This is a genomic window from Faecalibacterium sp. DFI.5.82, assembly GCF_029076575.1.
GTDB lineage: Bacteria > Bacillota > Clostridia > Oscillospirales > Ruminococcaceae > Faecalibacterium > Faecalibacterium duncaniae.
Genome location: NZ_JARFIS010000013.1, coordinates 1 through 24,901 on the forward strand (window position 1 = coordinate 1; position 24,901 = coordinate 24,901).

General features: G+C 59.2%; 31 protein-coding genes. 23 read left to right on the top strand and 8 right to left on the bottom strand.

All coding sequences use genetic code 11. The annotated features are described in order from the left end of the window. Positions 1–166 precede the first annotated feature (166 nt). On the bottom strand, positions 167–796 hold the full coding sequence (gene udk, locus P0G09_RS13710) for a uridine kinase (RefSeq protein WP_275252937.1): 630 nt from the start codon (positions 794–796) through the stop codon (positions 167–169). Positions 797–941: 145 nt separating this feature from the next. On the opposite strand from udk, the gene P0G09_RS13715 reads away from it, so the two are divergent. After that, the gene (locus P0G09_RS13715; RefSeq protein WP_275252938.1) at positions 942–1,559 is read left to right on the top strand and encodes a C39 family peptidase; all 618 of its coding nucleotides are present in this window, start codon (positions 942–944) and stop codon (positions 1,557–1,559) included. Positions 1,560–1,571: 12 nt separating this feature from the next. Continuing rightward, a complete protein-coding gene (locus tag P0G09_RS13720; protein WP_275252939.1) occupies positions 1,572–3,191 on the top strand; it encodes a phospholipase D-like domain-containing protein in 1,620 nt (539 codons plus the stop codon). A gap of 68 nt (positions 3,192–3,259) precedes the next feature. On the opposite strand, the gene P0G09_RS13725 is transcribed toward P0G09_RS13720, so the two are convergent. From P0G09_RS13725 to P0G09_RS13755, 7 genes are all read right to left on the bottom strand, one after another. Continuing rightward, on the bottom strand, positions 3,260–4,198 hold the full coding sequence (locus tag P0G09_RS13725) for a nucleoside hydrolase (RefSeq protein WP_275252940.1): 939 nt from the start codon (positions 4,196–4,198) through the stop codon (positions 3,260–3,262). An 11-nt stretch (positions 4,199–4,209) separates the two neighbouring features. Next, positions 4,210–5,190: an alpha/beta hydrolase gene (locus P0G09_RS13730; protein WP_275252941.1), complete on the bottom strand. Its 981-nt coding sequence runs from the start codon at positions 5,188–5,190 to the stop codon at positions 4,210–4,212. A gap of 142 nt (positions 5,191–5,332) precedes the next feature. Further along, positions 5,333–6,202 carry a YitT family protein gene (locus tag P0G09_RS13735; protein WP_275252942.1) on the bottom strand — a complete coding sequence of 290 codons (870 nt, stop codon included), beginning with the start codon at positions 6,200–6,202 and terminating at the stop codon, positions 5,333–5,335. A gap of 155 nt (positions 6,203–6,357) precedes the next feature. Beyond that, positions 6,358–7,032 (bottom strand): transcriptional regulator, encoded by a 675-nt coding sequence (locus tag P0G09_RS13740; RefSeq protein WP_097773241.1) that lies wholly within the window; start codon positions 7,030–7,032, stop codon positions 6,358–6,360. Between the two features lie 12 nt (positions 7,033–7,044). After that, a complete protein-coding gene (locus P0G09_RS13745; protein ID WP_275252943.1) occupies positions 7,045–8,595 on the bottom strand; it encodes a DUF1538 domain-containing protein in 1,551 nt (516 codons plus the stop codon). Between the two features lie 199 nt (positions 8,596–8,794). Next, positions 8,795–10,114, bottom strand: coding sequence for an NAD(P)-dependent oxidoreductase (locus P0G09_RS13750; protein ID WP_275252944.1), 1,320 nt, complete (start codon positions 10,112–10,114; stop codon positions 8,795–8,797). A gap of 124 nt (positions 10,115–10,238) precedes the next feature. After that, positions 10,239–11,465: a nucleotidyltransferase family protein gene (locus tag P0G09_RS13755; protein ID WP_275252945.1), complete on the bottom strand. Its 1,227-nt coding sequence runs from the start codon at positions 11,463–11,465 to the stop codon at positions 10,239–10,241. 183 nt (positions 11,466–11,648) lie between these two features. On the opposite strand from P0G09_RS13755, the gene P0G09_RS13760 reads away from it, so the two are divergent. From P0G09_RS13760 to P0G09_RS13860, 21 genes are all read left to right on the top strand, one after another. Beyond that, positions 11,649–12,845, top strand: coding sequence for an acetate kinase (locus P0G09_RS13760; protein WP_154277443.1), 1,197 nt, complete (start codon positions 11,649–11,651; stop codon positions 12,843–12,845). A gap of 315 nt (positions 12,846–13,160) precedes the next feature. Continuing rightward, positions 13,161–13,448, top strand: a complete 288-nt coding sequence (locus P0G09_RS13765; protein WP_005921120.1) for a zinc-ribbon domain containing protein — start codon at positions 13,161–13,163, stop codon at positions 13,446–13,448. A gap of 332 nt (positions 13,449–13,780) precedes the next feature. Then, positions 13,781–14,035 carry a DUF1858 domain-containing protein gene (locus P0G09_RS13770; RefSeq protein ID WP_005934504.1) on the top strand — a complete coding sequence of 85 codons (255 nt, stop codon included), beginning with the start codon at positions 13,781–13,783 and terminating at the stop codon, positions 14,033–14,035. Beyond that, positions 14,036–14,707: a class I SAM-dependent methyltransferase gene (locus P0G09_RS13775; protein WP_275252946.1), complete on the top strand. Its 672-nt coding sequence runs from the start codon at positions 14,036–14,038 to the stop codon at positions 14,705–14,707. Positions 14,708–14,850: 143 nt separating this feature from the next. Further along, the gene (locus P0G09_RS13780) at positions 14,851–15,627 is read left to right on the top strand and encodes a Nif3-like dinuclear metal center hexameric protein (protein WP_275252947.1); all 777 of its coding nucleotides are present in this window, start codon (positions 14,851–14,853) and stop codon (positions 15,625–15,627) included. 216 nt (positions 15,628–15,843) lie between these two features. Continuing rightward, complete coding sequence (locus tag P0G09_RS13785) at positions 15,844–17,601, top strand: NFACT RNA binding domain-containing protein (protein WP_156062212.1); 1,758 nt, start codon at positions 15,844–15,846, stop codon at positions 17,599–17,601. 584 nt (positions 17,602–18,185) lie between these two features. After that, entirely contained in the window at positions 18,186–18,497 is a 312-nt protein-coding gene (gene rpsJ / locus P0G09_RS13790) for a 30S ribosomal protein S10 (RefSeq protein WP_005934923.1), read from the top strand. Positions 18,498–18,590: 93 nt separating this feature from the next. Next, positions 18,591–19,223, top strand: coding sequence for a 50S ribosomal protein L3 (gene rplC / locus P0G09_RS13795; RefSeq protein WP_005934921.1), 633 nt, complete (start codon positions 18,591–18,593; stop codon positions 19,221–19,223). Positions 19,224–19,237: 14 nt separating this feature from the next. Beyond that, positions 19,238–19,861 (top strand): 50S ribosomal protein L4, encoded by a 624-nt coding sequence (gene rplD / locus P0G09_RS13800; RefSeq protein WP_005934920.1) that lies wholly within the window; start codon positions 19,238–19,240, stop codon positions 19,859–19,861. Beyond that, positions 19,861–20,157 carry a 50S ribosomal protein L23 gene (rplW, locus tag P0G09_RS13805; protein WP_005934919.1) on the top strand — a complete coding sequence of 99 codons (297 nt, stop codon included), beginning with the start codon at positions 19,861–19,863 and terminating at the stop codon, positions 20,155–20,157. Before rplD ends, rplW begins: the two co-directional genes overlap by 1 nt. Positions 20,158–20,235: 78 nt before the next feature. After that, positions 20,236–21,066 (top strand): 50S ribosomal protein L2, encoded by an 831-nt coding sequence (gene rplB, locus P0G09_RS13810; RefSeq protein ID WP_005934917.1) that lies wholly within the window; start codon positions 20,236–20,238, stop codon positions 21,064–21,066. 17 nt (positions 21,067–21,083) lie between these two features. Further along, complete coding sequence (gene rpsS / locus P0G09_RS13815; protein ID WP_005934915.1) at positions 21,084–21,350, top strand: 30S ribosomal protein S19; 267 nt, start codon at positions 21,084–21,086, stop codon at positions 21,348–21,350. Positions 21,351–21,368: 18 nt separating this feature from the next. Next, the gene (rplV, locus tag P0G09_RS13820) at positions 21,369–21,704 is read left to right on the top strand and encodes a 50S ribosomal protein L22 (protein WP_005921882.1); all 336 of its coding nucleotides are present in this window, start codon (positions 21,369–21,371) and stop codon (positions 21,702–21,704) included. A 12-nt stretch (positions 21,705–21,716) separates the two neighbouring features. Then, complete coding sequence (gene rpsC, locus P0G09_RS13825) at positions 21,717–22,421, top strand: 30S ribosomal protein S3 (protein ID WP_005934914.1); 705 nt, start codon at positions 21,717–21,719, stop codon at positions 22,419–22,421. Next, positions 22,421–22,861: a 50S ribosomal protein L16 gene (gene rplP, locus P0G09_RS13830; protein WP_005934913.1), complete on the top strand. Its 441-nt coding sequence runs from the start codon at positions 22,421–22,423 to the stop codon at positions 22,859–22,861. Before rpsC ends, rplP begins: the two co-directional genes overlap by 1 nt. After that, positions 22,851–23,036 carry a 50S ribosomal protein L29 gene (gene rpmC, locus P0G09_RS13835; protein WP_005934912.1) on the top strand — a complete coding sequence of 62 codons (186 nt, stop codon included), beginning with the start codon at positions 22,851–22,853 and terminating at the stop codon, positions 23,034–23,036. Before rplP ends, rpmC begins: the two co-directional genes overlap by 11 nt. Before the next feature lie 12 nt (positions 23,037–23,048). Next, the gene (rpsQ, locus tag P0G09_RS13840) at positions 23,049–23,306 is read left to right on the top strand and encodes a 30S ribosomal protein S17 (protein WP_005921877.1); all 258 of its coding nucleotides are present in this window, start codon (positions 23,049–23,051) and stop codon (positions 23,304–23,306) included. A gap of 43 nt (positions 23,307–23,349) precedes the next feature. Then, on the top strand, positions 23,350–23,718 hold the full coding sequence (gene rplN, locus P0G09_RS13845) for a 50S ribosomal protein L14 (RefSeq protein WP_005921875.1): 369 nt from the start codon (positions 23,350–23,352) through the stop codon (positions 23,716–23,718). Between the two features lie 13 nt (positions 23,719–23,731). Continuing rightward, positions 23,732–24,046, top strand: coding sequence for a 50S ribosomal protein L24 (gene rplX / locus P0G09_RS13850; protein ID WP_005934911.1), 315 nt, complete (start codon positions 23,732–23,734; stop codon positions 24,044–24,046). An 18-nt stretch (positions 24,047–24,064) separates the two neighbouring features. Further along, a complete protein-coding gene (gene rplE, locus P0G09_RS13855; RefSeq protein WP_005934909.1) occupies positions 24,065–24,613 on the top strand; it encodes a 50S ribosomal protein L5 in 549 nt (182 codons plus the stop codon). 16 nt (positions 24,614–24,629) lie between these two features. Next, a complete protein-coding gene (locus P0G09_RS13860; protein ID WP_005921866.1) occupies positions 24,630–24,815 on the top strand; it encodes a type Z 30S ribosomal protein S14 in 186 nt (61 codons plus the stop codon). Positions 24,816–24,901 lie beyond the last annotated feature (86 nt).

Sequence of the window (24,901 nt, forward strand, 5' to 3'; positions counted from 1 at the left end):
CCTTGACGGTGCGGACATGGGACTTGATGCTTCCTCGGCCTAGCCGGGTACTCCGTAACCAATCCTGACAGGCAGTTGCCGTGTCATTTTTCGAAAACTGTTTTACGGATACCCAGCAGTCGGGAACCACCCCTTTTTTGGTATCATACGGAACTGCGGTGAAAGTTCAGCGCAGATTCGCCTTCTGGATCAGGCTGCGGATATGGTGGACCAGCATCTCGATGGCGGGGCCGTTTTCACCGCCATTGGGGATGATGATATCGGCGTTGCGCTTACTGGGCTCCACAAAGGCTTCGTGCATGGGCTTGACAGTGGCGCGGTACTGGGCAATGACACTGTCCAGAGAGCGGCCCCGCTCCTTGACATCCCGCAGGATGCGGCGGAGGATCCGCTCGTCAGCGTCGGTGTCCACGTAGATCTTGTAATCGAACAGGCTGCACAGCTCCGGCTCAGCCAGGGGCAGAATGCCCTCTACGATGAGGACGGGGGCAGGCTCGATGTGCTGCACCTCGCTGCTGCGGTTGTGGTTGGCGTAATCGTACACGGGGCAGTCGATGGCGCGGCCCGCTTTCAGCTCCTTCAGGTGCTGGATGAGCAGGTCGTTGTCGAACGCGTCCGGGTGGTCATAATTCAGCTTGCAGCGCTCTGCAAAGGGCAGTTCATCGTGGCGCTTGTAGTAGCTGTCGTGGGAGATCAGACGCACCTCGTCCTCCCCGAACCGCTCCTTGAGCCGGTAAGCCAGCGTGGTCTTGCCGCTGCCCGAGCCGCCTGCGATGCCGATAATCAGATTGTTCATGTCCCAAAATCCTCCCGCCTGCCGATTCCGGTAGAAAAACCGGTCAGAATAAGCTATAATAGGTATATTGTTGGGGAACACCCCTGTTTCTCACTGCTTATGATATCACAAAACCACTGTTTTTGACAGAGTAAGAGGAAAATTGATGAAAAAGATCGTTCCGGCCCCGTATATCGACCAGACTGCCCGCTGGGTGAACGGCTGCGAGAGCATCAGCAGCGTGATGCTGCTGCAGGCTGTGGGCATCCCCATTGACCCGGATGTGTTCATTGAGCGCGACCTGCCCCACGCCCCCTACTGGGAACAGGAGGGCAGGCTCTACGGGCCTGACCCGATGTTCGTCTACCCCGGCGACCCCCACGACCACACCGGGTACGGCTGCTATGCCCCCTGCATCGTGCAGGCCTTGCAGAGCGCGCTGGAGCATGAAGGGGCGGCGGACCGGTTCGAGGTGCTGGACGTGAGCGGCGAGACCGCAGCGCAGCTGTGCCGGTTCATCGACGAGGAAATGCCGGTGGTGTTCTGGGCAACGCTGGATTTTACCCCGGTGCCCGAGGAGCGGGATCACTGGCTGCTGGCTGATGGCACCGACTTTGCCTGGAAGTGCCACGAGCACTGCCTGCTGCTGGTGGGCTACGATGAGGAAAACTACTGGTTCAATGACCCGTGGCATGACCACGGGGTCTGCGCCCAGCCCAAGGAGCTGGTGGAGCGCTGCCACGCGGCACAGGACTCCTATGCGGTGACCCTGCGGCGGAAATAAGAAAGGCGGAACATGAAAACAGAGAAACTGAAACAGAACGTCAAGGGCTATGTCCAGCAGTTTGAGGACGGCGGCCTGCGGCTGCTGAGAAAGGGGCAGAAGGGTGTGATCCACGCCATCTTCAGCCGCTTTGGCCTGGTGCTGATCCTCCTGCTGCTGCAGGTGGGGCTGCTGTTCAGCATCTTCCGGTGGTTCGGCAACCTGTGGCCCCATTACTTTGGCGGCAGCGTGGTCGTTACATCGGCCATGGTCATCTACCTGCTCAACAGCAAGATGGACAACAGCGCCAAGATCACCTGGATGGTGGTGGTTGCCATTGCGCCGGTGGTGGGCATTCCGATGTTCTTCTATGTCAAGAGCAATTTCGGGCACAACATCCTGCGCAAGCGGCTGCTGGAGCTGGAGGATCAGCTGCGCGGCTGGCTGCCGCAGAGCCAAAAGGCAATGGAACAGCTGAAAGCGCTTGAACCCGGCGCAGCCTCGCTGGCAAAGTACCTGTACGGGCGGGGCGGCGGCTTTCCGGTGTACCAGAACACCGCCATGACCTATTTTCCCGGCGGCGAGGCAAAGTTTGAGGAACTGCTGCGCCAGCTGGAAACGGCAGAAGAATATATCTTTGTGGAGTATTTCATCATCGATGAGGGCCTGATGTGGGGCAAGATCCTGGAAGTGCTGGCCCGCAAGGCGCTGCAGGGCGTGGATGTCCGGGTGATGTACGACGGCACCTGTGAGTTCTCCACCCTGCCCCGCAACTACCCCCGGCTGCTGGAGAAGCTGAACATCCAGTGCAAGGTGTTCAGCCCGGTGCAGCCGTTCGTCTCCACTCACTATAATTATCGCGACCACCGGAAAATTCTTGTCATTGACGGGCGGGTCGGTTTTACCGGCGGCGTGAATCTTGCCGATGAGTACATCAACCACATCCAGAAGCATGGCCGCTGGAAGGATGCCGCCGTGATGCTGGAGGGCGAGGCAGTCCGTTCGCTGACGGCTCAGTTTCTGCAGATGTGGGGCATCCTGAAGGAGCCGGAATATGAGCAGTTCCTGACCCGGCCCATTCCGGTGCCGGAAAATGCAAAGGGCGTGGCGGCTCCCTACGGGGACTGTCCGCTGGACGGCGAGCGGGTGGGCGAGATGGTCTATATCGACCTGCTCAACCGGGCCAGGGATTACATCCACATTATGACCCCCTACCTTATTCTGGACGGCGAACTGGAGACCGCCCTGAAATTTGCCGCTGAACGGGGCGTGGATGTCCACCTCATCCTGCCCGGAAAGCCGGACAAGCAGTTCCCCTACGCACTGGCAAAGAGCCACTATTCGGCCCTGCTGGATTCGGGCGTGAAGATCAGCGAGTGGAGCCCTGGTTTTGTCCATGCAAAGGTGTTCGTGGTGGATGGCAGGGAAGCGGTGGTGGGCACCATCAATCTGGACTACCGCAGCCTGTACCATCACTTTGAGGATGCCGTCTGGATGGTGGATGCCCCCTGCATCTGGGACATTGAGCAGGATTTCCAGCACACGCTGGAACAGTGCCGCACGGTGGAAAATACCTCGGCCAGCATCTGGCAGAAGCATTATCTGCTCCGTGCCACCGGAATGCTGCTCAAGGTCATTGCACCGCTGCTGTAACAGCTGAATTACAGAGCAACAGCCCCCTCAGGCTTATGGGCCGAGGGGGCTGTTGCTCTGTATGATCCTTATCTGGGGTAGCACAGCGCCAGCTTGGAATAAAAATCTTCCAGTGCAAAACGAACATCCAGATCGTGATAGACACGGATGGTTTTGCGGTCAGAAGCTTCAGCATAGGTCAGGCTGGGCAGGAGCACAGGGGCCGGACGGAGTGTCCAGTGCCCCCGGAATCCATTCTCCAGCAGGACGGCGGCGGTAGTGTTGTCGCCCAAAGTCCAATTGCCCCCGGTGCGCAGAGGAAAGCGGGGATCGTATTCGGAGGGGTACTCGTCCATCAGCTGCTGAAATAGATAGGCTCCCACTTCGCCGCAGGGCCGTACCCGAAGCGCCAATTCGGAAAGGGATACCTCGAATCTGGCGTAGACATCCTGTGGGATCTGCCAGACCGTGACAGCGCTGTCCAACAGGACACGGCAGGCGATGGGGTCTTGCTGAACATTGAATTCCGGTCGTCCGGCGGGATAGGGGCCGCCGCCGTTCCAGAGCACCGTCATGCGGGACGCGATCTCCGGGGCACGGTTCAGGGCGGCGGCAATGTTTGTCATAGCGCCCTGGGCCGCAATGTACAGGGGAGCCGGGTCATCCCGCAGAGCCTCCTGGATCAAAAACTCGACGGCTTCACAGTCGGGAGCATCCTCCGGGGAGGCGAGAGGGGCAGTACAACCATGAAAAACAGGAACATCGTCGATGTGTGCGGCGTTCAGCAGGCGGCATACTTCCTGATAGCTGCGTTCCAGGCTGTGGGGCGGCAGACCCCTTTGGGTGGTTTTGACCTCGAAATGGGTGGCACAGATACCACGCACATCAAATTGCGGAGTGAGCAGATGGTGCAGGATGGCAAAGTCATCATCGCCCTCGTTTTTTGCATCAGTGTCAATGATGACCCGCACCCGGCAGGCCTCCGGCGGTGCAAATCCAAGCCGCGCAAGAAGTTCAAAGCGTTCCATGTGATGTTCCCTCAGTTCAGCTTTGCCAGAGCTTCGTTCAGTGCGGCCAGCTTTTCTTCATCGAACATTTTGTTGCTGTAGAATTGCAGATCATTCACCGAAATGCCCCGGGAGCCGGGCTCCTGCTGCACATATTGGGCCAGCTCCGGCAGCAGCTGCTGGATCAGGGCAGCGGACTGAGGAGTGTCCAGCAGGGTGCCGATCTTCATATCAAGACAGAATTCCTTGACTTCCTCCGGGGCGGGCACCAGCACGTCGTGGTTGAAAATGTGGTTCAGGAAGCCGAGTGCCATGCCCTGCCACACTGCGGATTCCGGGTTTTCCGGGTTTTGGGGATTGGCGATGTGGCGGCTGCCGGTGGAGAAGCCGTGGTCGCCGTAAGCAAAGATATGCATCTCATAGGGGATCTTCCGCTCTGCCAGCAGGGTGGCAAACTGCAGGGACTGCGTGGCGGGCACCAGATGGTCGCCCTGGGTGGCAAAAAGGAAGGTAGGGGGAGTCTGGTCATCCACCTGCTGCAGCAGGTCCGGCAGCTCCATGCCCAACGCCTTGCCCGGGACGCTGAACACAGCGTAGCCCAGCAGCATGGCCGCGGGACGGACCCGGCCCATGGTGCCCACCGAGGCGGCAAGATGCCCGCCGGCAGAGAAGCCTACCACGGCGATCTGCTCCGGGTCGATGTGCAGGTCACCTGCGTTCTGATGCAGGTAGTCCATGGCCTCCTGCGCCTCGGCAAGGGCATTGGTATAGACCTCCTCCACCGGACAGTTCTGGGAGACACTGTACCGCAGCACAAAGGCATTGTAGCCTGCGTTCAGGAAGGCCAGCGCTACAGGATCGGCTTCCCGGTCTGAGCAGAAAGCATAGGCTCCGCCCGGAAAGATCAGGATCGCAGGGCAGCGGTCCAGAGCAGGCATTTCGGTGCAGGGATCCTGCAGGTAGCAGGTCAGCTGGGCATTGTGGGCCCCCATGGGGATCTGAGTGATTTTCATAGGTTGCTCCTTTTTCCTGTAATAAAACGGGCCTTCGTACAGATAACCCCAAAAGGCAGGGGGGTCCCTGTGCGAAAGCCCAAAACCGACTTTGTTATTCTGATATCAATATAGCAGATAGCAGAAACACTGTCAAGAAGATTTACTGGTATTCCTTTTCCATCGAGAAGCCCCGGCCGCTGACTTCGGTCACGCGGCTGACGATGAGGAAACAGGCGGGGTCGATGGAATGAACCAGTTTTTCCAGCCGGGGCAGCTCCCGGTTGGAGATGACGCTGAGCAGCACCTCGCTGGGCTCGCCGGTGTAGCCGCCCTCGCCGTGGAGCACGGTCACGCCGCGGTCGATCTCAGCCAGAATGGCGGTGCGGATCTCATCCGACCGGGTGCTGATGATCTTGACCTCGGTGCGGCTGTCGCCCAGCATCAGCATCTTGTCCATGACGATGGTGTGGGTGATGACCAGCACGATGCCATAGAGCACCTGCTCCGGCTGGCTGAACGCCGCCTGCACCAGCAGGATGGCGATATCAAAGAGCATCATGGTGATGGACACCGGCCAGCGGAACCATTTCTGCAGCACCAGCGGGGGGATATCCATGCCGCCGGTGGAAGCGCCCGCCCGGATGACCATGCCCAGCGCAACGCCGATGCCCAGACCCGAGAAGATGGTGCAGAGGAAGATGTCCTCAGTCAGCACCCGGCCGTCCAGCAACCGCTCAAACAGCCCCAGAAAGGCGGGGCTCAGCACGCTGCTGGCAAGGGTGTTCAGTGCGAACTTCTTGCCCAGCACCGCCCAGCCCCACACCAGCATGGTCATGTTGAAGAGAAAGAGGAAACCGGAGACGGAGAGCCCCGTCAGCCGCCCGAAGGCCAGCGCGATGCCGGTGGCACCGCCCGTGATGAGCCCGGCGGGCTCCAGAAACAGGGCCACCGCCAGCGAATACAGCGCGTTGCCCAGGATGATAGCCAGACTGTTCAGCAAAAGCTGCTGCCAGCGACGAGTAGATTTCATAGCAGTACCTCCCATACTATCCTTATAATACAGGAAAACTTCAAGAAAATCCACCCGATGCGGTTGCTTCCCATCAGAACAGCGGGATTGATGTGGCTGCCAAGGGCTCCCCCCTTTGGGGGAGCTGGCGCAAAGCGCCTGAGAGGGTGAGGCCGTTACTCCTCGTCCAGCAGCCGCAGACCCGCCGTATCGGTCACGGGCAGGGAGAACACGATGGCTCCCGCCTTGGGGCCTGCCCCCTGCATGATGGCCTGCATGATCTGGTTTTTCAGGGTGGTGCGGGACACGATGAGCACCAGTTCCTTCTCGTTGACCAGCTCCACCCCCATAAAGTGGGCGGCACCCTCCATGCCGGTGCCCTTTGCGTGGATGACGGTGCCGCCGCCAGCTCCGGCGGCGCGGGCCGCGTCCATGATGGAGCCGGTGTGGCCCTGATTGGCAATGACGAGCAGCAGCTCATAGCGGGTATCCTTCAAGGTGCTTTCCTCCTTCAGTGCAAAGGTCTGGTGTTCGGTCAGGAATTGCAGCGCCCGCTTGCCGCCGATGCTGCTGACCGGGATGATGAACGCGATGCCGGTGCCCGGCACATCGATGCGCATTTTGCGGCGCAGGTCTTTTTGCAGGCCGGGCCAGGTCTCGGCGGTGATCATGGCAAAGAGCACGGCCTTTTCGGTCTGCTCCAGCCCCAGGGTGGAAAGGGTCTCCCGCACCGCCGTGCCTGCACCCACCGTGCGCAGGCTGACCGTGATGCCGTGCTCCTCGTAAAGGGCCAGAAAGGCATCGGTGGAGTGGCGGTCGGTGATGGTGATGAGCCAGTATAAAGTATTCACAGCAGGACCTCCTTACAGCTCGATGATGGCATCATCCGGCAGGTCGGCAAAGGCCAGCGCGGCGGCGGGCACAGGCTGTGCCTGCCGGGCCCGGCGCTGCTTGAGCTGGGCCATCAGACCCATGAGCTGCACCGTGATGAGGGGGGTCATGGCGACCATGGCCACCACGCCGAAGGCATCGGTGACGATATTGCCGCCCACAGCCACACAGGCACCCTGCGCCAGCGGCAGCAGGAAGGTGGCCGTCATGGGGCCGGAAGCAACGCCGCCCGCGTCAAAGGCGATGGCGGTGTAGAGCTTGGGCACCACGAAGGAGATGCCGATGGCAAAGGCATAGCCCGGGATGAGGAACCATAGGATGGAGATGCCGGTGAGCACCCGCACCATGGCAAGACCCACCGAGAGGGAAACGCCTGCCGAGAGGGCTGCGCCCATGGTGCTGGCGGAGATGGCACCGTCGGTCACTTCCTCGACCTGCTTGTTCAGCACATAGACGGCGGGCTCGGCCTTGACGATGAAGTAGCCGATGAGCATCCCGATGGGCACCAGCAGCCAGCGGAAGCTCTGGCCTGCCAGCACCTGACCCAGATAATTACCGGCGGGCATAAAGCCAATGTTTGCGCCTGCGAGGAATAGCACAAGACCGATATAAGTATAGGCCAGGCCCACGCCGATGCGGCCCAGCGTCCGCCGGTCGAGTTTGAGGGCCGCCAGCTGGAACACGCCGAACATGGCGATGATGGGCAGCAGGGAGGTGGCAATCTCCTTGATGTGGGTGGGCAGGCCCTCGTGGAAGAGCTGCCACAGCTCCACGGAATCGCTGACGTTGGGCAGGATGGGCGGAACGTAGGTGCTGTCGCTGGCCTGGAACGCAATGCCCAGAATGAGCACCGCCAGAATGGGGCCGATGGAGCAGAGCGCCACCAGACCAAAGCTGTCGTCCGCGGCATGGCGGTCGGAACGGATGGCGGCCACGCCGACACCCAGCGCCATGATGAAGGGAACGGTGATGGGGCCGGTGGTCACGCCGCCGGAATCAAAGGCCACGGAAAGAAATTCCTTTGGCACAAAGGCGGCCAGCACAAAGATGAGCCCGTAGAACACCACCAGCAGCTTGGGCAGGGCAATGCCCAGCAGCATACGCAGGAAGGCGACCACGAGGAACAGCCCCACGCCTGCCGCTACCGAGAGGATGAGGGTCATGTTGGGGATGGAGGGCACCTGATTGGCCAATACCTGTAAGTCGGGCTCCGAGATGGTGATGAGGAAGCCCAGCAGAAAGCCGACACCGATGATGAGCGGCACGCTCCGGCTTTTGGTGAGCATTGCGCCCACCCGCTCGCCCATGGGGCTCATGCTCATCTCCGCGCCCAGCGTAAAGAACATGATGCCCACAATGATCATAGCCGCGCCCAGCAGGAAGCAGAGCAGGATGCTGGGGGAGACGGGAGCGATGGAGAAGCAGAGCACCAGCACGATGGCCACGATGGGCAGCACCGCCTGAAGCGCTTCCAATAATTTTTCCCGCAGTTTGGGGATGGATGCCTTGAGAATAATGTCCACCGACCTTTCGAGAAAATATTTCCGCAGTGTACAAAACACATGCAGATATATGAATAGTATACCGAAAAGCGGAAAAAGGGGTCAACTAAGAAACGGTAAAGATGGATAAATGGACACAAAATTTACAAATTGGAAATCAAATGGAAACCGATGAGAAATAAAACGCCCGGCGGGACAGACCAGCCGGGCGGGAAAAGCATTATTTGACTTCCTGTTTGCCCAGAACGTCTGAGGTGGGGGTCTGGAAGGTGGGGATGTTGGCGTAGGGATCGGGGGTCGTATCTGCAGGCAGGCTCTTCATGTACTTGTCCATGGATTCGGCCACCTGCTTGGCAATGGCCACGGCCTCGACCACGGTACGGGCACCCATAACGGCATCGCCGCCGGCAAACACGCCCTCGCGGGTGGTGCTGCCGTCCTCGCTGACGGTCAGCAGGCCCTTCTGGTTGGTCTCGATGCCGGTGGTGGTCTTGACGAGGTTGCTCTCCGAGCCCTGGCTCACCGAGACGATGACACCGGTGTGGGGGTAGAAGGTCTCGCTGCCCTCTACCTGCACGAACTTGCCCTCTTCGTTCTTGACCGTGTCGCGGCAGATCAGGCCGTTCTCCCGGATCTCCACCGGGGCCTTGCAGAAGCGGAAGCCCACGCCCTCGAGCTTGGCATAGCTGACCTCGTATTCAGAGGCGCTGATGCAACTCTCATCCCGGCGGGCATAGCAGGTGACATGGCGGGCACCGTTGCGGATGGCGGTGCGGGCGCAGTCCATGGCCGAGTTGCCCACGCCGATCACGGCGATGTCGTCCCCCAGCCGGAAGGCCTTGGAGTTGGCCAGATAGTCGATGCCGAAGGCCACGTTGCCCAGGGTCTCGCCCTTGATGTGCATGGCGTTGGCCTTCCACAGGCCGGCACCGATGAACACGCTCTTGTAGCCGTCGCGGAACAGGTCGTCGATGGTGATGGTCTTGCCGATGGTGGTGTTGGGCCGGACATGGATGCCCTTGAGCTCAAGGTGGCGGTACTGGAAATCGTCCAGCACGCTGTCGGGCAGGCGGTAGTTGGGGATGCCGTACCGCATCACGCCGCCGATCTTATCCCGGGCATCAAAAATGGTGATATCATAGCCCCAGCGCGCCAGCAGCACGGCAATGGTCAGGCCGGCAGGGCCTGCACCCACCACGGCGGCCTTCATACCGTTCTTGGGGGCGGGGCCCTTGGTCATCTTGTTGGCATAGGTGGTGGAGATATAGTCCTCGATGATGGAAAAGTGGACAGGATCGTGGCTGGGCATCCGGTTGCGGATGCAGTGGCCCTCGCACTGGTTCTCGTGGTTGCAGACCAGAGAGCAGACTGTGGTCAGGGGGTTGTTCTCAAACAGCATCCGGCCTGCGGCATCCAGCTCGTTTGCCTTGAGCAGACGGATGACCTCGGGGATGTTGGTGTGGATGGGACAGCCCTGCTGGCACATCGGCTTTTTGCAGCCGAGGCAGCGGTTGGCTTCGTCCAGAACGTGTAATGCCATGGAGTTCCTCCTCTTGTCCCACAGGCTGGGGACGCTTCGTTGTATCCAATACTATCATTATGATACACCGAACCGCTGCCGGGATACAAGTGTGGAAATGTAAAAATTTCAGGAGAAAATTTTGCTATTTCGTCAAAAAGATAATTTTTTGACGAAGTGCACCCCCCATCGGCTCCGGCTTTTTACGACACAGCGCGCCAAAATCACAGGCCCGCAGCTGAGCGTCCACCACCGCCTGGCAGGGGACGTTCTGTTCGGCAAGCCGCGCAAGGGAGTGGGACACCGGCAGTGCGGCAGCCTTCAGGAGGGGAAGGGCATCCTTCTGCGCCCCCAGCAGGTGGAGATAGGGCAGCAGGGCGGGGAAGGCATCGGCAGAATAGTCCAGAGCGGCATCCATGGCCAGGCGGCGCATCCGTGCCCGTGGATAGCGCACGGTGGTCAGGCTGTCCAGCAGCTCCGCATGGGTGGTGCTGGAACGCACAGCGGCTTCCAGCCGGTGCTCCAGACCTTCCGAAATGCCCCGCACCTGGGCAAACGGCGCGGTTCCTGCGCACCGGCTGCGCAGAAGCGCCAGCTGACAGCGCTGGGCGGCCGCAAGATCGGTGTACCGCCCGGCGGCATAGGCTTCCCGGTAGAGCGGCAGGACTTCCGCCGGAACATAGGGAGCAGCGGCATCCGCTCCGCCGTTCTGCCAGAGCGTGCGCAGGGCGCTGGCACTGGCAAACTGCCCCCCTGTTTCGGTCAGGGCCTGCCCATGACCGGCACCCTGCCGGGGCAGGGGAATCGGCACCAGAGAAGCCCCCAGCTCCAGAATAGCCTTGCAGTATTCCACGGCCAGATTGTTGTTGGGCTTGTCCAGCAGGGCGGCAAGGCCGGTGCCCGGGCAGACTGCTTCCACCGCTGCCTGCCGGGCTGCCGCAAAGCTGCGGGCCCCGGCAGCAAGCCGGGCCTTGAGGGCGGTGCGGTATTCCGCGCCGGAGAGTACCCGGGCGGCTTCCATCAGAAGAGCCGCATCCGGGGTCTCGGCTCCGAACACCAGAGCGTCGCACCCGGCGGCGGCCAGCAGCTGCACCCCGGCCCGGGCAAAGCATTCCGCCCCGGAACAGGCATAAGGGGCGGGCAGGGCGAACACGAGGTCGGCCCCGCAGGTCAGCGCGGCCTGCACCCGCACGCTTTCGGGCAGCAGGGGCAGCGCGCCCCGCTGGGTCAGCCCGCAGCTCATGGCCACCGCCACCCGCTGAGCACCCAGTGCCTTTGCCTGCTGCAACTGCCAGGCGTGGCCGTTGTGGAAGGGATCGTATTCGGCAATGATCCCGGTGAACTTGTACATTGTGAAATTTATATCGTTCATACAGAAATAACCTGCGTCTCTTTCCATTTGTGGGCAGGGTGTACAAAAAAGCATGGATACTTTGTGGAACCCTTTGCCCGGTTGCGGCTTGAAAACCCTTGGAACCTATTATATAATATTTCTAGGAATCTGTAAAATTCTGTCCGCATCTGCGAACCGAAAAGAATATGGAGGCACAAGAAGATGAAAGTTCTGGTTATTAACTGCGGCTCTTCTTCCCTGAAGTATCAGCTGATCGATATGGACGGCGAGAAGGTGCTGTGCAAGGGCCTGTGCGAGCGCATTGGCATGGAAAGCAGCATGATCACCCACGAGGCCAACGGCCACAAGGCCACCACCCCGGCGATCTTCCCCACCCACACCGAGGCTTTTGCTGAGGTCGTGAAGAAGATGACCACCGGCGAGGGCAAGTGCATCAACGATGTCAGCGAGATCAACGCCATCGGCCACCGCGTTGTCCACGGCGGCGAGAAGTTCAAGGCCAGCTGCCTGATCACCGATGAAGTCATCAATACCCTCCGGGAGCTGAGCCCCCTGGCCCCCCTGCACAACCCCGCAGGCATTCTGGGCATTGAGGCTGCACGCAAGGTGTTCGGCAACATCCCCATGGTCGCTGTGTTCGATACCGCTTTCCACAGCACCATGCCCCCGAAGGCTTATATGTACGCCATCCCCTACGAGTACTATGAGAAGTACGGTGTCCGCCGTTACGGCTTCCACGGCACCAGCCACAAGTATGTTGCACACAAGGCAGCTGAGTATCTGGAGGAGCCCATTGAGCGCCTGAAGCTGATCACCTGCCATCTGGGCAACGGTTCTTCCATTGCTGCTGTGGACCAGGGCAAGGTCGTGGATACCTCCATGGGTATGACCCCGCTGGCCGGCCTGATGATGGGCACCCGCTGCGGCGACCTGGACCCCTCTGTGGTCAACTACCTGAAGTACACCCTGAACATCACCGGCCACGAGCTGGACGAGATCCTGAACAAGAAGTCCGGCCTGCTGGGCATCTCCGGTGTCTCCAGCGACAAGCGCGATGTGGAGGAGGCAGCTGCTGCAGGCAACAAGCGCGCACAGCTGGCTTCTGACATGCTGAACTACCAGATCAAGAAGACCATCGGCAGCTACATTGCCGCCATGGGCGGCGTGGATGCCATCGTCTTTACCGGCGGCATCGGCGAGCATGATGCTGCTGCCCGTGCAAAGATCTGCCACCACATGGATTGGCTGGGGATCCGCATCGATACCGACAAGAACAAGCACATCCAGGGCGATGTCTGTGAGATCACTGCCTGGGGCGCAAAGGTCCGCACGCTGGTCATTGCTACCGATGAGGAGCTGATGATCGCCCGCGACACCAAGGAAGTTGTCGAGAAGTAAGCCGTTCGTATTTTACGCGGTTTTTACAATGCAATAAAAAGGGGAACGCGCTTCTGGATGGGGCGCGTTCCCTTTTGCTGTTTTCCGGAGCGCAAACCCTGTCTAATTGGGCCGAATGCACAAAAATGAAGCCGAAGGTTTGTTTTTTGGTTGACAAATCAAAAAAAGAACGGTACAATAGAGAAGTCCTCAACCAGAGGATGTTCTATCATTCAAGCCCCTGGTAGCTTACGATCAGCGCGATGGTCCCTAAAAACCAAAGGTATGGTTACAATCCTTCCGCGGGCAAGAACTAAACAAAGAGGAGATACTACTATGTTCGAAGACAAGACTTTAGTTTGCAAAGACTGCGGCAAGGAGTTTGTTTGGACTGCTGGTGAGCAGGAGTTCTACGCATCTCGCGGCTTTGAGAACCAGCCCCAGCGCTGCAAGCCCTGCCGTGACGCTCGCAAGAACGGCGGCGCACGCAGCAACAGCGGTGAGCGCCAGATGTTCGATGCTGTCTGCGCAGCTTGCGGCAAGGCTTGCAAGGTTCCCTTCCAGCCCCGTGAGGACCGTCCGGTCTACTGCTCCGACTGCTTCGCTCGCATGAAGCAGAACTAAGCGCTGATTTTAAAATCTGAAGCTTGGCCCCCGCTGTCGCAAGATGGCGGGGGCTTTTTGTGTGGAAAGAGGACGCAAAACCTCTCCGTCATTGCTTCGCAATGCCACCTCCCCTAACGAGGGGAGGCCTTGGCATTCCACGCAAAGTGTCCGGTTTCGCCAGAGGCTCCCCTACCAGGGGAGCTGGCGAGCGGCAGCTCGACTGAGAGGTTGTACAAAGATGAGGCTTAAAATTTGTAAGAGGTCTTGCAAAAATACCTAGTAATAGGGTATAGTATATACGAATGGTCTGTTTGACCACGAAAACACCCACAACAGAAAGGAATCCCATCATGTTTGATATTTTTAATATGCTCAAGAAGAACGAGGAAAACAAGACGATGCAGGTGACCCGCGAGACCATCATTGGCGATATTCTGGATATGGATCAGACCACCGCTCCCTATTTTATGGAGATCGGTATGCACTGCCTGGGCTGCCCCGCTTCCCGCGGCGAGACCATTGCCGAGGCCTGTGAGGTCCACGGTGTGGACTGCGACGAGCTGCTGGAGAAGCTGAACGCCCATCTGGCTTCCAAGAAGGCCTGAGTGCTCCCCACACTGGATGCGCGTCTGACCGCCGCCGCCGAGCTGGTGCTGCCGGGCAAGCCGGTGGCTGACATCGGCTGTGACCACGGCAAGCTGACGGCGGTGCTGGCGGCCTCGGGGAAATACCCCCGGGTCATCGGGGCCGATCTGCGCCCCGGCCCGCTGGCAAAGGCAGAACAGACGCTGGAACATGCAGGATGCAAAGACCGCGTTGAGCTTCGGCTCGGCGACGGTCTTTCTGTGTTGTCTGCGGGCGAGGTGGGTACCATTGTGCTGGCGGGCGTTTCGGCACAGACCACCTGGGAGATCATCGAACAGGCCCCGTGGGTGTCGCAGGTCGGCGGGCCCCGGCTGGTGATGGTGCCGGCCACCCGCCACAGCGAGCTGCGCCGCTGGCTGTGGGAACACGGCTTTGCGCTGGCGGCAGACCGTCCCGTGCAGGCGGCGGGCCGCTGGTACGCCGTGATGGCTGCCGAGTACACCGGCGAGGTGCGCACCCCCGCCTTTACCGAGTGCCTGTTCGGCAGAACGGCCGAATGGCCCGAGGGTGCAGGATATGCCGCCTGGCAGAAGGCCAAGCTCCCCCGTTTCCGGCTGGGCGTGTCGGATGGGACGGAGCTGGCGGAGGAGATCGATAAATTGTTAGATGGCTCGCCCTCTCAGACTCGCTGACGCTCGCCAGCTCCCCCAAAGGGGGAGCCCTTGGCAAAACCGGAAACTTTGTGGGGATTGTCAAAACCTCGCCCTTCGGGAGAGGTGGCATTGCGCAGCAATGACGGAGAGGGTGAGGCTGCTGAAATCGGAGGTACAGCTTTATGGCTACAACCAATGATATTTACGCTGAGATGCAGCGCTATGCGCCGCTGGAACTGGCAGAGAGCTGGGATAACCCCGGCCTGCTGGTGGACTGCGGCCGTGAGGTGTCCCGGGTGCTGGTAACGCTGGACATCACCCCCGAGGTGGTGGAGGAAGCTGCGGCCGGGGGCTGCGAGCTCATCGTGTCCCACCACCCGGTTATCTTCAGCCCGCTGAAAAAGCTGACCCCCCGGGATGTATCGTTCCAGCTGGTGCAAAAGGGCATCTCTGCCATCTGTATGCACACCAATCTGGATGCCGCCGAGGGCGGTGTGAACGAGGTACTGGCGGGCATCTTCGGGATGCGGGACTGGGAAGTGTTTGCCGATGGCTGCGGCCGGGTGGGTGAGGTTGACCCCATCACGGTGCCGGAGCTGGCCCGCAAGGCGCAGGCTGTGCTGGGCGGGCGGTGCAACCGGCCCCGGAGCGGCCCCGCGGTGCAGGTCAAGTTTGCAGATACCGGCAGGACCGTAAAGCGGCTGGCGGTCATCAGCGGCGCGGGTGGAAGCATGTTTGAGGATGCCCTTGCCGTGGGGGCGGACTGTCTGCTGACCGGCGAGGCCAACCACCACGCGGCCATAGATGCCGTGCGGCTGGGGCTGTCGCTGGTGGCGGCGGGGCACTACGCCACCGAATTCCCGGTGTGTGCCGCCATCGCTGACCGTTTGCGCGCTGCGTTCCCGGAGCTGGAGGTGCGGGTGAGCGGAGAGAACCACGACCCTTATACTTATTTATAAAAGAAGTTGCATAAATAGGATGAACAACCTCGCCCTCTCAGTCTCGCATGCGCTCGACAGCTCCCCCAAAGTGGGAGCCCTTGGCAAAACCGGAAACTTTGCCGTACTGCCAAAGCCTCTCACTTTGGGAGAGGTGGCATTGCGTAAGCAATGACGGAGAGGGCGAGCCCGCTAAAATATACATCTGCAATTTTTCGTAATAGCGAGGTAAACACTATGGCACTTGATGCCGCGACGCTGGCGCTGACGGCTGGGGAGCTGAAACAGACCCTGACCGATGCGAAGATCGCAAAAATATTTGAACCCACCCGCGATGAACTGGTGCTGACCCTGCGCACCCGCACCGAGACCTATGCACTGCTGCTCTCGGCACGCAGCGGCTCGGCCCGGGTCTGCCTGACCGAAGAGAGCTTCGAGAACCCCGAGACACCGCCCTCCTTCTGTATGCTGATGCGTAAGCATCTGACCGGCGGCAAGCTGCTGGATGTGCGGATGGAGCCGGGTGACCGCATCGTGTACTTTACCTTCCAGTGCACCAACGAGATGGGGGATCTGGTGCAGAATATCCTCTGCGCTGAGCTGATGGGCCGCTACTCCAATCTGGTGCTGGTGCAGAACGGCAAGATCATTGATGCCCTCAAGCGGGTGGATTTTGAGGACAGCGATGTCCGGCAGCTGCTGCCGGGTCTGCCCTACACCATTCCGCCCAAACCGGCCCGCCCCGACTTTTTGCAGGTGAGCGCCGCATCTATTGTGGCGGCGGCCTGTGAGCGGGATTTGCCTGTGGCCGATGCCCTGAACAAGACCGTGGCCGGTGTCGGCCCGGTGGTCTGCCGGGAAGCCGCCTGGCGCGCCTTCGACGGGGAACACCTGCTGGCCAACGAGCTGGACGATGCGCAGAAGCGGAAGCTGATGGCCGCCATCGACGAGCTGAAGGAGCTCCACCACAACGGCGGCTGTCCCTGCAGCGTGACTGCCCCGGACGGCAAGCCGGTGGAGTTCACCTTCTTCCGGCCCCTGCAGTACGGCGATACCTATATTATAAAAGAGTGGCCGTCCTTCAACGCCCTGCTCGAGGGCTACTATGCCGAGAAGGACCGCGCCGAGCGCCTGCGCACCAAGAGCAAGGAGCTGCACAAGGCCGTGCACAATATGTACGAGCGTGCGGTCCGCAAGCAGGCCGCACGGCAGGAGGAGCTGGCCGCCAGCGGCAAGAGCGAGAAGCTGCGGCTCTACGGGGAGCTGCTCTCGGCCAACCTCTATTTGGCCCAGAAGGGAATGAAGAGCATCACCGTGCCCAACTGGTACGATGAGGGCAAGGAAGTGACCATCCCGCTGGACCTGCGGTTCAGCCCCAGCCAGAACGCCCAGAACTTCTTCAAGAACTACAAGAAGAAGCAGACCGCCGCCCGGATGCTGGTAGATCTGCTGGCAGAGGGGGAAAAGGAGATCGCCTATCTGGAAACCGTACTCTATGAGGTGGAGACCGCCGCCGGTGAGGCGGCACTGAACGAGATCAGGGCCGAGCTCAAGAGTCAGGGCTACCTGAAATACTATAAGCAGCGCGACAAGCGCCAGAAGCCTGCCGACTTCCTGCGCTTTACCTCCAGCGACGGCTTTGAAATTCTTGTGGGCCGCAACAACGCCCAGAACGACAAGCTGACCCTCCACACCGCCCGGGGCAAGGACCTCTGGTTCCACGTCCAGAAGGCTCCCGGCAGCCACGTGGTCGTGATGAGCCGGGGGGAGGATATTCCGGACACCACCCGGCAGGAGGCCGCCGAGCTGGCCGTGATCTATTCCAGCGCCTACAAGGCCGGGACCGGTGCCAAGGTGGCCGTGGACACCACCGAGGTGAAGAACATCTGGAAAGCCAACGGCGCAAAGCCCGGCATGGTTCTGTATGAGGTGTACACCACCGTCTACATCACTCCCCGGGATGGGCTGGAAGAACAGCTGAAACAGAAAAAGTAAAGAATGACCCTCTCCGTCAAAGCCTGCGAGCCCTGACGGAGAGGACCTTTTTGTATAAAGCGCCCCATTCCGGTGCATCCTGAAAGGCGGGGGAGTTTTCCACGCGAAAACGTGGAACGCGGTATGCAAAATGCACAAAAAATGCGCCAAAAGACCGTGCGGAGAAAATAAAAAAGAAAAATACGATTTTTTTGAAAAAACACTTGCCAAATGCACGCAGATGTGATAAAATATCTCTCGGCTGCAAAGGGCTTGTGCGATACAAGTCGTGCAGGCCAGCGATATGCGTAGATGCGGGAGGTTGTCATCCGGCAATAGTCGTGATGGGTTATTTCCGCGGAGTATGTCCGATCTTAGAACCGGGCGAAAAAATTACTGACAGCGATGGAATACGTTCCCTCGGCGGGGTGACCTGCGAAACGGGCGGAACCAATGTTCGGATTTGATTTGCTAATATATCTCCGGGAGAACTGCCAAGCGGTTCACCGGTTTTTCTAGTGCCAAATCGAGGAACACCCGGAACTGTGTAGAGCAATTTATCGGCTCGCCTAGGGCAAAATCAATTTTTTCAGGAGGCGTAAGCAATGGCAGTCAAAGAGAAAATCAGAATCCGTCTGCAGAGCTATGATGCTCAGCTGATCGATGCCGCAGCAGAGAAGATCGTGGAGACCGCAAAGCACACTGGTGCCCGCGTGTCCGGCCCCATCCCCCTGCCCACCGATCGTGAGATCGTTACCGTTCTGCGCGCTACCCACAAGTACAAGGATAGCCGCGAGCAGTTCGAGAGCCGCACTCATAAGCGTCTGATCGACATTCTGAAGCCGTCCAACAAGACGGTCGAGGCTCTGATGAGCCTCCAGCTCCCCGCTGGCGTGGACATCGAGATCAAGCTGTAACAGCTGATCCAAGCGATGCTCCTCGTTTCCCGAGGGGTCATGTTGGCGGTGACGTGCGCCGCCAACCAATAACCTTTACAGGAGGAAAAGAAAATGGTTAAAGGCATTATCGGCAAGAAAGTCGGTATGACCCAGCTGTTCGATGAGAGCGGCAAGGTTATTCCCGTAACTGTCATCGAGGCTGGTCCCTGCACCGTGGTGCAGAAGAAGACCGTCGAGAGCGATGGTTACCAGGCTGTCCAGCTGGGCTTCGGCGAGGTTTCCGCCAAGAAGGTCAACAAGGCAGCTGCAGGTCACTTCAAGAAGGCAAACGTTGCCCCCAAGAAGACCCTGCGCGAGTTCCGTCTGGAAGATGTTTCCGCAATGAACGTTGGCGACGTGCTGAAGGCTGATGTCTTCGCAGCAGGCGACAAGGTTGACGTTGCAGGCGTTTCCAAGGGCAAGGGCTACCAGGGCGTTATCAAGCGCTTTGGCCAGCACCGTCTGCGTGAGAGCCACGGCACCGGCCCTGTTGCTCGTCATGCAGGTTCTATGGGCGCTATTTCCAACCCCTCTCGTGTGTTCCCCGGCAAGCGCCTGCCCGGTCACATGGGCTTTGTGCGGGTCACCGTGCAGAACCTGACCGTTGTCAAGGTTGACACCGAGAACAATCTGATCGCTGTCAAGGGTGCGGTTCCCGGCTCCAAGGGCACCATCGTCACTCTGGCCAACAGCGTGAAGGCGTAAGGAGGAAAGCTACAATGGCAAAGTTTAATGTAGTCGATATGAACGGTCAGCACGTTAGCGAGATCGAGCTTTCCGACGCCGTGTTCGGTATCACCCCGAACGAGAAGGCTGTCCACATTGCTGTGGTGAACTTCCTGGCCAACCAGCGTCAGGGCACCCAGAACACCAAGATCCGCATGGAAGTTTCCGGCGGCGGCAAGAAGCCCTGGCGTCAGAAGGGCACCGGCCACGCTCGTCAGGGCTCCATCCGTGCTCCCCAGTGGACTCACGGCGGCGTTGCTCTGGGCCCCAAGCCCCGCAGCTACAACTACCACATCAACAACAAGGTCAAGCGCCTGGCTCTGCTGAGCGTTCTGTCTGACAAGGCTGCCAATGGCAACATGGTCGTTGTTGATAAGTTCACCTGCGACGAGTACAAGACCAAGGCTGTGGTTGCAATGCTGAACGCTGTTGGCGCTGGCAAGAAGAACCTGCTGGTCAACGAGACCGTCGATGCAAAGTTCGTCAAGAGCGCTGGCAACATTGCCGGTGTCAAGACCACCTTTGCAGGCAGCGTGAACACCTACGATGTGCTGAACGCCGACAAGCTGATCATCAGCGTCGACGCAGCTAAGAAGCTCGAGGAGGTGCTTGGCTAATGAAAACCGCACATGATATCATCCTGAAGCCGGTCATTACCGAGAACTCCATGGCTGGCATCGCTGATAAGAAGTACACCTTCAAGGTTGCTACTGATGCCACCAAGGTCGAGATCGCTCAGGCTGTCGAGACCCTGTTCCCCGGCGCTAAGGTCGCTAAGGTCAACACCATTTCCGTGCGTGGCCGCTTCCGCCGCCAGGGCATGCATGCTGGTTACACTGCCGCTTCCAAGAAGGCAATCGTGACCCTGACCAAGGACTCCAAGGAGATCGAGTTCTTCAACAGCATGGTCTAAACCGAACCCGCCGAGGGTTCCTCTATGGGGATATGACCCCGATAATAATTCATAAGATAAACAAAGGAGAATAGCACAATGGCTATCAAGAAGTATGGCCCCACTACTCCGGGCCGCCGCGGCATGACCGTCACGGATTACAGCGTCCTGAGCAAGGTCGCTCCCGAGCGCAGCCTGCTGGAGCCCATGAAGAAGCACAGCGGCCGCAACAACACCGGTCGTATCACCGTCCGCCACCAGGGCGGCGGCAACCGCACCAAGTATCGTGTCATCGACTTCAAGCGTCAGAAGACCGATATCCCCGCTACCGTCAAGACTCTCGAGTATGATCCGAACCGCAGCGCATTCATCGCTCTGGTCGAGTACACCGATGGCGTCAAGAGCTACATCATTGCTCCCGATGGCCTGAAGGTGGGCGATGTGGTCATCAGCAGCAAGTCTGCCGACATCAAGCCCGGCAACTGCCTGCCCTTCGAGAACATCCCCGTTGGTACCATCATCCACAACATCGAGCTGTATCCCGGCCGCGGCGCTCAGCTGGTTCGTTCCGCTGGCAACATGGCTCAGCTGATGGCTAAGGAGAATGGCTACGCTCTGGTTCGTCTGCCCTCCGGTGAGATGCGCAACGTGGCCGTGAACTGCACCGCAGTTGTGGGCCAGGTTTCCAACATCGACCACGAGAACGTCAACCTGGGCAAGGCCGGCCGTAAGCGCCACATGGGCGTTCGTCCCGGCAGCCGTGGTACCGTTATGAACCCCTGCGACCACCCCCACGGCGGTGGCGAGGGCCGCGCACCTGTTGGTCACTCCGGTCCTATGACTCCCTGGGGCAAGCCCGCTCTGGGTCTCAAGACTCGCAAGCATCATAAGCGCTCCGATAAGCTCATCGTGAAGCGTGCAGGTAAGTAAGAGAGGAGTTTAAGACAATGGGTAGAAGCATTAAAAAAGGACCTTTCGTCCAGGCTGCTCTTCTGAAGCACGTTGAAGCAATGAACGCTTCCGGCAAGAAGCAGGTCATCAAGACCTGGAGCCGCGCCTCCACGATCTTCCCCGAATTCGTTGGTCACACCTTTGCCGTTCACGACGGCCGCAAGCATGTGCCTGTGTATGTGACTGAGGACATGGTTGGCCACAAGCTGGGTGAGTTCGTTCCCACCCGTACCTTCAAGGGCCACACCGGTAATTCTAAATAATAGAGGGAGGAACACAACATGGAAGCTCGGGCAATTCTTCGTTATGCCCGCATTAGTCCCCGTAAGGTGTCTATCGTTATGGACCTGATCCGTAACAAGCCCCTGGACGAAGCGCTGGCAATCCTGCAGTACACCCCGAAGGCCGCTTGTGAGCCCCTTCTGAAGCTGGTGAAGTCTGCAGCCGCTAATGCGGAAAACAACTTCAATATGGATAAGAACAATCTGTACGTTGCTGAGTGCTACGTGTGCCCCGGCCCCACGCTGAAGCGCATGATGCCTCGTGCACAGGGCCGCGGCTACCGCATCCTGAAGCGCACCAGCCACATGACCGTTGTTCTGAAAGAGAAAGAGTAAGGAGGGAAAACAATGGGCCAGAAAGTAAATCCGCACGGCATTCGTGTCGGCGTTATTAAAGACTGGGACAGCCGCTGGTTTGCCTCCAAGAAGGATTTCAGCGATAACCTCGTCGAGGATCACAAGATCCGCACTGAGCTGAAGGCTCAGCTGAAGGACGCTGGTGTCCCCAAGATCGAGATCGAGCGTACTGTGGATCCTTCCACTTCCGCTCCTCGCGTGACTGTTAACATCTACTGCGCTAAGCCGGGCATGGTCATCGGCAAGGGCGGTGAGGAGCGCGTTGCTCTGCAGAACAAGCTGACCAAGGAGTATGGCAAGACTGTGATCGTCAATGTCATCGAGGTCAAGAGCGCTTCCACCAACGCACAGCTGGTTGCTGAGGACATCGCTCGTCAGCTGGAGAACCGTGTGACCTTCCGCCGTGCCATGAAGCAGTGCATGCGCAATGCTATGAGCCCCCGCGATCGTTCCACCGTTCCCGCTAAGGGCATCAAGGCTATGTGCTCCGGCCGTCTGGGCGGCGCTGATATCGCTCGTACTGAGAGCTATCACGAGGGCACCATCCCCCTGCAGACCCTGCGTGCCGACATCGACTACGGCTTTGCTGAGGCTGCTACCACCTACGGCCGCATCGGCGTTAAGGTGTGGGTCTACAAGGGCGAGGTCCTGAAGAGCGCTAAGACCGCTCAGAAGAAGGAAGGAGGCAACAAGTAATGTTACTGCCTAAGCGTGTTAAGTACCGCCGCGTTCAGCGCGGCCGCATGACCGGCAAGGCTACCCGCGGCAACGTGGTGTGCCAGGGCCAGTACGGCCTTGTTGCTCTGGAGCCGGCATGGATCTCTTCCACCCAGATCGAGGCTGCTCGTGTTGCCATGACTCGTTACATCAAGCGTGGCGGCAAGGTGTGGATCAAGATCTTCCCCGATAAGCCCGTTACTGAGAAGCCCGCTGAGACCCGCATGGGTTCCGGTAAAGGCTCTCCCGAGTACTGGGTCGCTGTCGTTAAGCCCGGCCGCGTTCTGTTCGAGCTGGCAGATGTCGATGAGGCAACTGCTCGCGAGGCTCTGCGCCTGGCTATGCACAAGCTGCCCATCAAGTGCAAATTTGCAGTCCGTGAGGACTCCGTGAAGGAGGATGGCACCAATGAAGGCTAATGAACTCCGCGAAATGCAGACCGCAGAGCTGACCAGCAAGCTGGTCGACCTGAAGGCTGAGCTGTTTAACCTGCGCTTCCAGCATGCCATCAACCAGCTGGAGAACCCCGGCCGCATCGACGCAGTCAAGAAGGACATCGCCCGCGTGATGACCGTTCTGGCTGAGAAGCAGTAAGGAGGTTAAACGATGGAAGAACGTAATCTGAGAAAGACCCGCGTCGGCGTTGTCGTGTCCGACAAGATGGATAAGACCATCGTGGTTGCCGTTAAGGATAGCGTGCAGCACCCCCTGTACAAGAAGATCCTGAAGCGTACCGTGAAGTTCAAGGCTCGTGACGAGCAGAACGAGTGCGGTATCGGTGACCGTGTTGAGATCATGGAGTGCCGCCCCCTGAGCAAGGATGTGCGCTGGCGCCTGGTCCGTATCGTTGAGAAGGCAAAGTAATCTTTGCCCGCTGCTTTGAACAGTTTGAAAGGAGATATCTGAAATGGTTCAGATGCAAACTTATCTCAAAGTTGCCGACAACACCGGTGCCAAGGAGCTGATGTGCTTCCGTGTGCTGGGCGGCACCCGCAAGAGATACGCAAACATTGGTGACGTCGTGGTCTGCTCTGTCAAGAAGGCAGCCCCCGGCGGCTCCGTTAAGAAGGGCGACGTCGTCAAGGCTGTCATCGTGCGCAGCAAGCATGGCGTGCGCCGCGACGACGGTTCCTACATCCGTTTTGATGAGAACGCCGCCGTTATCGTTATGGCCGACAAGAACCCCAAGGGTACCCGTATCTTTGGACCCGTTGCTCGCGAGCTGCGTGATGCCGGCTACACCAAGATCCTGAGCCTGGCTCCGGAATCGCTGTAAGGAGGTTTTAAAAATGAATAATCTTCATGTTAAAACCGGCGACAACGTTATGATCATCAGCGGCAAGGACAAGGGCCACACTGGTAAGGTCCTGCAGGTCAGCCCCTCTGAGAACAAGGTCATCGTTGAGGGCCAGAACATGGTTACCAAGCACGTCAAGCCTCGTCGTCAGGGCGAGCAGGGCGGCATCGTGAAGGCTGAGGGTGCTATGTACGCATCCAAGGTCATGCCCATCTGCCCCAAGTGCGGCAAGGCCGTGCGCGTGGGCCACGTCGAGAAGGACGGTAAGATGGTCCGCGTCTGCAAGAAGTGCGGCGCTGAGCTGTAAGGAAAGGAGTAAGGAACAATGGCTCGTTTGAAAGAACAGTATGTCAATGAAATTGCTCCTGCTCTGAACTCTAAGTTCGGTTACAAGAGCGTTATGCAGATCCCCAAGCTGGACAAGGTCGTCATCAACGTTGCCTGCGGCGAAGCCAAGGACAACGAGAAGATCCTGGAAGCTGTTATGAAGGATCTGGGCCAGATCACTGGCCAGAAGGCAGTCGTCTGCCGTGCCAAGAAGAGCGTTGCTAACTTCAAGCTGCGCCAGGGCACTCCCATCGGCTGCAAGGTCACCCTGCGTGGTGAGCGTATGTACGAGTTTGTCGATCGTTTCTTCAACGTCGCTCTGCCCCGTGTCCGCGACTTCCGCGGCATCAACGGCAACGGCTTTGACGGCCGCGGCAACTTTGCATGCGGCATCAAGGAGCAGATCATCTTCCCCGAGATCGACTTTGATAAGGTCGATGCAGTCCGCGGCATGGATGTCTGCTTTGTTACCACCGCTAAGACCGACGAAGAGGGCAAGGAGCTGTTGAAGGCTCTGGGCGCTCCGTTCGCTACCGAGAATAACTAAGGAGGAGATTGGTACAATGGCTAAACTGTCTATGAAGCTGAAGCAGTCTCGTCCTGCTAAGTTCTCTACCCGTGCATACACCCGCTGCCGCATCTGCGGCCGCCCCCACTCCGTGCTGCGCAAGTACGGCGTGTGCCGTGTGTGCTTCCGTGAGCTGGCCTACAAGGGCGAGATCCCGGGCGTGAAGAAGGCTTCCTGGTAATCAAGCCAGAGGGCTGGATAGAATGTCGGATATCCGCCCCGGGGCAAGCATGTTTCGGGGCGGTATCATTATAAAACAAATGAGAG